This window comes from bacterium, assembly GCA_024228115.1.
In the GTDB taxonomy this organism is placed as follows: Bacteria; Myxococcota_A; UBA9160; order UBA9160; family UBA6930.
Genome location: JAAETT010000461.1, coordinates 1 through 5646, shown reverse-complemented (window position 1 = coordinate 5646; position 5646 = coordinate 1). Strand labels below are relative to the sequence as shown.

At 66.6% G+C, this 5646-nt stretch carries 5 protein-coding genes; 3 read left to right on the top strand and 2 right to left on the bottom strand.

Features of this window, described 5'->3' with window-relative positions; all coding sequences use genetic code 11:
- Positions 1-203: 203 nt before the first annotated feature.
- Positions 204-533, bottom strand: a complete 330-nt coding sequence (locus GY937_19915) for a hypothetical protein (protein MCP5058976.1) — start codon at positions 531-533, stop codon at positions 204-206.
- Positions 534-636: 103 nt separating this feature from the next.
- The gene (locus tag GY937_19910) at positions 637-1563 is read right to left on the bottom strand and encodes a class I SAM-dependent methyltransferase (protein ID MCP5058975.1); all 927 of its coding nucleotides are present in this window, start codon (positions 1561-1563) and stop codon (positions 637-639) included.
- A gap of 66 nt (positions 1564-1629) precedes the next feature.
- Between GY937_19910 and GY937_19905 the strand changes: the two genes are divergently transcribed.
- Genes GY937_19905 through GY937_19895 form a run of 3 tightly spaced genes read left to right on the top strand, consistent with a single transcriptional unit; the run spans position 1630 to position 5509 of the window.
- Positions 1630-3084: an FAD-binding protein gene (locus GY937_19905; GenBank protein ID MCP5058974.1), complete on the top strand. Its 1455-nt coding sequence runs from the start codon at positions 1630-1632 to the stop codon at positions 3082-3084.
- Complete coding sequence (locus tag GY937_19900) at positions 3081-4253, top strand: FAD-binding oxidoreductase (GenBank protein MCP5058973.1); 1173 nt, start codon at positions 3081-3083, stop codon at positions 4251-4253. The genes GY937_19905 and GY937_19900 overlap by 4 nt, the downstream gene beginning before the upstream one ends.
- Before the next feature lie 8 nt (positions 4254-4261).
- Positions 4262-5509, top strand: coding sequence for a (Fe-S)-binding protein (locus GY937_19895; GenBank protein ID MCP5058972.1), 1248 nt, complete (start codon positions 4262-4264; stop codon positions 5507-5509).
- Positions 5510-5646: the final 137 nt, after the last annotated feature.

Genomic DNA, 5646 nt, shown 5'->3' with positions numbered 1-5646 from the left:
GTCAAGTCAATCCGATACCGCTTCTTCGACATACGGGCCCCATGAATCGGCCCGCGACACGGCGAGAACCGATTGGCTGCGGGGGACGCAGTGCTTAGCATGACAACACTTCCGCCTTTGGTCGATACAAGGGACTAGTCCCGAAGCGGGCCGTTGTCCTTCTTGATCAACAAGCCGCGAGACAAAACTGAACGGTACTCGGCCTAGACAGCATCCAGGAACGGGCGAAGCGAGGCTGAGATCTCCTCGTCCGTGCCGTAGACCTCTTCGACGAGTTCGCTGTGGATGAGCGTCTTCACTACGCGCAGGAGCAGCCGCTTCAAGGAGCTCGAATCGAGCGCGGCGTTGGTGACCTCAGCCACGAGCGGCTCGACATTGGCGTCCTCGACCTCGATCACGCCCTCGGCCCGCATGGAGGCGATCGCCTTCTCCAGGGCCCCGGCCACGCTCTTGGCAAAGGGAGTCGGTTCGGACTTCTCTTTTTCGACGATGCCCAGCAACGCCTTCAGGTCGAATTCCGGTTCGTCACTCATGGATGGGTCTTCCAGTCGGGCTTGCCGCGGGTCGGGCTAGGAGGTGCGCGCGGATCCTAGCATCGGGGGTGGGGGAGCACAGAGGCCGCTCCAGAAGCTGGGCTCAACGGCGGATCGCCGTCCAGCGCGTGGTCGGGAATTCGTTCTCGGCGCGGATCTCCGAAAAGCCTTGACGCTCCAGGACACCTGCGAGTCCGTCCCGATGGAACGCGGCGAGGAAGGGCTCGTAGACCAGGCTGGCCAGGCTGCGGAAGTAGAGACCTTGCCACCCGTACCGGCGGATCAAGGGCAGGACCGGCGCCTTCCAATGCTCGCGGCCCGGTTCGGTGATCACGAGTCTTCCGCCGGGCTGCAGGATGCGATGACACTCCGCCAGGGCCTTTTCGATCACACGAGGCGGTAGCTCGTGGAAGAGGAAGCAGGCGCACACGCCGTCGAAGCGTTCGTCGGGGAATCCGGTCTCTTCGGCCACACCCTGGACGAATCGGACGCCAGGGTATCCGCGCGCAGCGTGCTGCAGCAGGTAGGGCGAAGGATCGAGTCCCCAGACATCCTCGACGCCGCGCTCGAGGATGGCGCCCGCGGCATGACCGGCTCCGCAACCGAGATCGAGAACGCTGCGGCAATGGGCCAGTTCCTCGGCGATGGACTGACGACGGCTCCCCATTACCCCGAGCATGACGATGTCGAAGCCCCTGCCGTAGCCATGGGTGACGTGCTTCGAGTAGTTCCCGTTGGGAAGGTTGTGGAATTCCTGGAGCGCATAGCGAGGAATGCGATCGGCTCCGGGTAGTGAGTCGGGAAGGGTGACCTGGCTATGAGGCCCACGGAGGATGCGCCGGGCAACCCGCAAGAGACTCCGGACACGACGCAAGGAGAGAGCGTCCGGCCATGCATCGGGGAGTTCCCGTGTCTCCCAGCTGACGATCGGCGGATCGCTTTCGAAGACGCTCAGAGGATTTCTCCGCGGAGATCCCGTTCCATCCCGAGGGAGGGTACCAACCCATCGGCTGCCCGCGGAAGGCCTCATGATCTTCTCCGCTACCCTCTGCGGGTCGCCGCTTCGCACAACCCACCGCAGAGCCAACGAAACGATATGGGGCCCAGGTCGAACTCGTCATCTCTCGAAGCCTGCCTGCGTGATGTGGTCGGTGCCGATCAGGTCCTGACCCGACTTGAAGAGCTCTTCGTCTACGAAGCGGATGGGCTCACCCATCATTCGGCCAGACCGCGGGCGGTCGTCCTGCCCTCGACCACGGAGGAGGTGGTCCGGGTCGTGAAGGCATGCCGCAAGCACGAGGTTCCGTTCGTGCCGCGGGGTGCAGGCACCGGCCTGTCCGGGGGTGCGCTGGCGCTCGCCGACGGCGTGATCATCGAGTGCGCCCGGATGAATCGCATTCTTCGCGTCGAGCCGGGCGATCGGTTTGCCGTCGTGCAGCCCGGTGTGGTGAACGCCGACCTGTCGAAGGCGGTGCTGCAACACGGTCTCTTCTACGCCCCCGATCCGTCCAGCCAGCAGGCCTGCACCCTGGGCGGCAATGTCGCCGAAAATTCGGGCGGGCCGCATACGCTGAAGTACGGCACCACCACGAACCATGTGCTGGCACTCGAGCTGGTCCTGCCGGACGGGAACGTCGTACGGCTCGGTTCACCGACGGGCTGGCCTGCCGGCTACGACCTCGTGGGAGCGGTGGTCGGCAGCGAGGGGACGCTCGGCATCGTGACCGAGGTGACCGTGAGGCTGGCTCCGATCCCAGAGCGAACCGAGACCCTGCTCGGGATCTTCCCCGATGTGGTTTCTGCGTGTCGGGCGGTTGGCGCGATCATCCGAAGCGGCCTGGTACCCGCCGCGATGGAGATCGTCGACCGCCGAACGATCGAAGCCGTGGAGGCCAGCGTCTATGCCGCCGGGCTGCCGACCGACGCCGGGGCCGTCCTGATCATGGAGCTGGACGGGCCGGATGTGGCCGTCGGCGTTCAGGCCGAGCGAACCCAGGCGTTGGCGCTCGCTGAGGGCGCCAACGAGGTGCAGGTGGCCCGCGATGAAGAAGAGCGTCAGCGCTTCTGGCGGGCCCGGAAGGGGGCTTTTGGCGCGATGGGCAGGCTGGCCCCGGACCTCTACGTGAACGATGCCGTCGTTCCGCGGCGGAAGCTGCCTGAGATCCTGGAGGCGGTCTGCGCCATCGGGGATCGGCACGGCCTTCGGCTCTCGAACGTCTTCCACGCCGGGGATGGGAATCTGCATCCGAACATCTCCTTCGATCGGCGAGACGCAGACGAATTGGCCCGCGTGCAGAAGGCCGGCGCGGAGATCCTGCGGCTTTGCGTCGAAGCCGGCGGGGTGATCAGCGGCGAGCATGGCATTGGCACCGAGAAGCGCGATTACATGGGGCTCGTCTTCTCCGACGACGATCTCGATGCGATGAAGAAGCTGCGCGCGGCGTTCGATCCCACCCTCACCTGCAATCCCGGCAAGCTCTTTCCGACGACGCGCTTCTGCTTCGAGGCCAACCCGAAGGCGCGCGGCTACGACCAGGTGCCGCTCGAGTGAGCGTCCTAGCTGCCTTGAGGCGCGAACTCGGCGAGGATCGGGTCGGCTCGTCGCCCGGATTGGACGGCCGGGTGTTCCCCCGAAGCGGTGAGGAACTCGCCACCGCGCTGCGCTTGCTGGCGGCGGGCGAGGCTTCGGCGATCGTGCGAGGGAGCGGGAGCTGGGACGCTCTCGGCCATCCGATGCCCCGCGCTCGGATCCTGTTGGAGACGACTGGCCTGCTCGGTGAAGTGGAGGTCGATGCCGAGGACGGAGTGGCGCATCTGCCTGCGGGTGCTCTGGTTTTTTCACTCAGCGAACATGTTCGCAAAGAAACCGGGGGCGCCTGGGAGCTTCCGTTCGATCCCGTTTCACCAAGCTCAACCCTGGGCGGCTGCCTCGCCACCGCGTCGCCCGGCTTCTGCTTCGGCCATCCTCGGGATGTGGTGCTCGGCCTCGAGATCGTTCTCGCGACCGGCGAGCGCGTGCGTTGTGGGGGGCGGGTCGTGAAGAACGTCACCGGCTACGACCTGGCAAAACTCTACCTGGGCTCCCTCGGCACCCTGGGCGTGATCGAAGCGGCGTGGATTCGTCTACTGCCGGCTCCCGAGAAGACGGGCTGCTGGTGGGTGCCGGCGGCGGATCCGAGCCTGGCGGTCGAGCCCGCCCGGTTGCCCAGCGCACGGGCCGCCGCCTGGCTCTCTGCGGGCCTGGCCCGGGAGCTCTCCAAGCCGGGCCCCGGCATGCTCCTCGAGCTGGCGGGTGATGCTGCGGCGGTGGCGGCGGATGCCGAGCATCTGGTTTGTCAGAACGGAGCAACCGCATCGGATCCGACCGGATTGGGCGTCGTTCGGGGAATGCGAGGAGGGGATCCGGGTGGGCGCGTTCGCGTTTCCGCCAGGCCGAGCCAGTTGGCCGAGAGCGTCGCCGGCCTCAGCCGGGCAGGGGCTGAGATCCTGGCCCATCCTGCCAGAGGCCTCTTCTGGGCATTCTCAGCCGATGAGGCGGTCTTCGCTGCAGCAGAGCGTGCGGGCGAAGGATTCCTGGTCGAAGCCGCACCGCTCGCAATCCGGGAGAGCCGGGAGTTGTTCGGCGAGAACCCGGAGTTGCGGCCCCTCCAGGCGGCCATCAAGGCCCAGTACGATCCCGCCGGCATCTTGAACCCCGGCCGCTTCGCCGGTCGGATCTGAGGGCGCGAATGACGGCAGGCAGCGGCCTCGAAGCCCTCCACCCGGGCACCCTCGACTGCGTTCATTGCGGGCTCTGCCTCTCGTCTTGTCCGACCTACCGGGTGACGGGTCGAGAAACCTCCTCGCCGCGCGGCCGGGTCTATCTGATGCGGGGGGTTGCTGAAGGCGAGATTCCGCTCTCTGCCACCTTCGCGGAGGAGGCCTATCTTTGCCTGGGCTGCCGTGCCTGCGAGACGGCCTGCCCCTCGGGCGTGGCCTTCGGTTCACTGCTCGAGCATGCACGCGCTGCCGTCGACGATGCAGGCCTTCGGCACGGCTGGGCCAAGCGGATCGAGAGATTCGCGCTCCGCCAGGTCGTGCCACGGAAGCAGGTGCTGCGCGCAGTGACGGCCGTACTGTCGGTGGTGCAGCGCATCGGCCTCGACCGTCTGGTGTTGCCGCTCCTGCCTCGTCGGTTGCGGGAGATGCATGGCCTGCTTCCGAAGGTTCCCGCGGCCGCCGAGCGTCGCCGTCTGCCGGAGGTCATCCCCGCCCGGGGCGAGCCACGCGGTCGCGTCGCCTTCTTCGAAGGCTGCATCATGCCGGAGATGTTCGGCCCCGTGAATCGCGCAACCGTCGAGGTGCTGGCCGAGCAGGGATTCGAGGTCATCGTGCCAGCCAGCCAGGGCTGCTGCGGCGCGCTGCAAGCCCACGGAGGAGAACGGGAATTCGCCGCAGAACTCGCTCGTGCGAACGTGGTCGCATTTCGACAGGCCGGAGAAATCGACGCCGTCATCTCGAACTCGGCGGGTTGTGGCGCTGTTCTCCGGGAGCTCGATCACTGGCTCGGTGAAGAGGGTGCGCCCTTGGCGGGACAGGTGCGCGACATCTGCGAGTTCCTCGACCAGGTCGGTCTGCGCGGAACTCCGCGTTCCCTCGCCAGGCGCGTCGTCTACGACGACCCCTGCCATCTCGTCCACGGTCAGGGCGTCACCGGTGCTCCGCGGCGGCTCCTCGAATCCATCCCGGAACTGGAACTCGTGGCGCACGACGATCCGGCCAGTTGCTGCGGCGCCGCCGGCATCTACAACCTCACCCAGCCGGAAATGTCCGCAGCCGTCCTGGCCCGCAAGCTGGACGCTCTCGAAGCCGCCCAGCCCGAGGTCATCGCGACCGGAAACCCCGGCTGCCTGATGCAACTCGAGGCCGGCGTGCGGAGCCGAGGCCTGAACATACGCCTCGCCCACCCGATCGAGCTGTTGGCCGAAGCGCTCTGATCCTCATCCAGGCCCCCTCCTGAACCCACTCGGCCATCGAGTAGGTTGGATGCACATAACACAGAGCATCCGCTCAGAAGGAGACCCGATGAGATTCTACACGAACAGCCATATGCACTCCTGCGGGATCGATCTGC

Excerpts from the sequence above, each read along its gene's own strand:
- GY937_19915 (MCP5058976.1), bottom strand. The coding sequence starts at position 533 with ATGAGTGACGAACCGGAATTCGACCTGAAGGCGTTGCTGGGCATCGTC.
- GY937_19910 (MCP5058975.1), bottom strand. The coding sequence starts at position 1,563 with ATGAGGCCTTCCGCGGGCAGCCGATGGGTTGGTACCCTCCCTCGGGAT.
- GY937_19905 (MCP5058974.1), top strand. The coding sequence starts at position 1,630 with ATGGGGCCCAGGTCGAACTCGTCATCTCTCGAAGCCTGCCTGCGTGAT.
- GY937_19895 (MCP5058972.1), top strand. The coding sequence starts at position 4,262 with ATGACGGCAGGCAGCGGCCTCGAAGCCCTCCACCCGGGCACCCTCGAC.